This window comes from Bacteroidia bacterium (genome assembly GCA_016218155.1).
In the GTDB taxonomy this organism is placed as follows: domain Bacteria; phylum Bacteroidota; class Bacteroidia; order Bacteroidales; family GWA2-32-17; genus GWA2-32-17.
Genome location: JACREQ010000015.1, coordinates 1 through 1,317 on the forward strand (window position 1 = coordinate 1; position 1,317 = coordinate 1,317).

Genomic DNA, 1,317 nt, shown 5'->3' on the forward strand with positions numbered 1-1,317 from the left:
AAAATTGTTTCCCGGCTGCACTTTATAATCCATACAAAACCGTTCATTAATTTAAAAAGCTAAATAAATAAACCCACAAAACTTTGTGGGATTTTTATTAGGAAAATAATTAATAAAATTTTGGTTTAATACTTAAAAAGTGTTGGCGAAAATTTTGTTTTCGTTGTAATATTAGGCATAAGTTAATAACGAATTTAAATTGATTTAAATTTATGTCTAATATCTCAAAAAAAACATTGTCCTTTTTGTGAAAAATCCGAGGTAATCAAATGGGGCTTTAAACACAAGAAGCAAAGATGGTTTTGTAAAATTTGTAATAAATCTTTTTTCTGGGAAAACCCCGGAACAAGTAAAAATCAGAAACTAAAATTATTTCGTAAATGGATTATCGGCAAGCGGACATTAAAAGAATTAGCCGAGGAAAATCGAAAATCAATTGATACTTTGCGAATACTATTCAAAAAATTTTTAGAAAACCCACTTAAGACAAAAATCAAACCTAGTGATAAATGCTATTTGGTAATTGACGGCACGCACATCAAAAACAATTTTTGCGTTCTAAATTATTTGGACAGCGGGTTAAAATATTTACAGTATTACAGGACGGTTGAGCGGGAAAACTATTATGATTATACGACTGATTTAGAATTCCTAAAACAGATAGGCATAATCCCGTTTAGCATCACTTCAGACGGGCAAAGGGGGCTTTTAAAGGCGGTGAGGGATGTTTTCCCTAGCGTGGTTCACCAGAGGTGCATTATTCATATTCAGAGAATGAGTTTAATTTATTTAACTCGCAATCCTAAGACTGGCGCTGGAATTACGTTGAGATACTGGGTTAAGAAATTGCACAAGATAGATAATCATGATAAACGGGATTATTGGATAAGGCAATTTGATGGCTGGTGTAGAAAATATAGTTCTTTCCTCAAGGAGAAAAGCGAAAGTTTGTCAGGCAGAAAATGGTATACTCACAAACTACTTAGACGAACCAGATCACTAATTAAAAATGCTTTACCAAATATGTTTCACTATCTGGATAATCCGCATATCCCAAAATCAACCAATTGTTTAGAAACCAGATTTTCTTATTTAAAAAATAATCTGAAAATCCATAGAGGATTAAGTAAAAAGAGCCGGCAAAACTTTATTCTCTGGTATAACTATTTTAAATATAATAAATGAAATTACCAACACTTTTTAAGTATTAAACCAAAATTTTAAAATCTTAAATCTAAAATCATAAATCTTAAATTATTACGCTCTTTCCACGTATTCTCCGGTTTCCGTATTTACCCTAATAACATCACCCTGATT

General features: G+C 31.3%; 2 protein-coding genes. One reads left to right on the forward strand and one right to left on the reverse strand.

Annotation, left to right across the window (positions count from 1 at the left end; translation table 11 throughout):
• Positions 1–444 precede the first annotated feature (444 nt).
• A complete protein-coding gene (locus tag HY951_02465; GenBank protein ID MBI5538892.1) occupies positions 445–1,185 on the forward strand; it encodes a transposase in 741 nt (246 codons plus the stop codon).
• A 72-nt stretch (positions 1,186–1,257) separates the two neighbouring features.
• On the opposite strand, the gene HY951_02470 is transcribed toward HY951_02465, so the two are convergent.
• On the reverse strand, positions 1,258–1,317 hold a 60-nt coding region (locus HY951_02470), incomplete at its 5' end, for an elongation factor P (protein MBI5538893.1).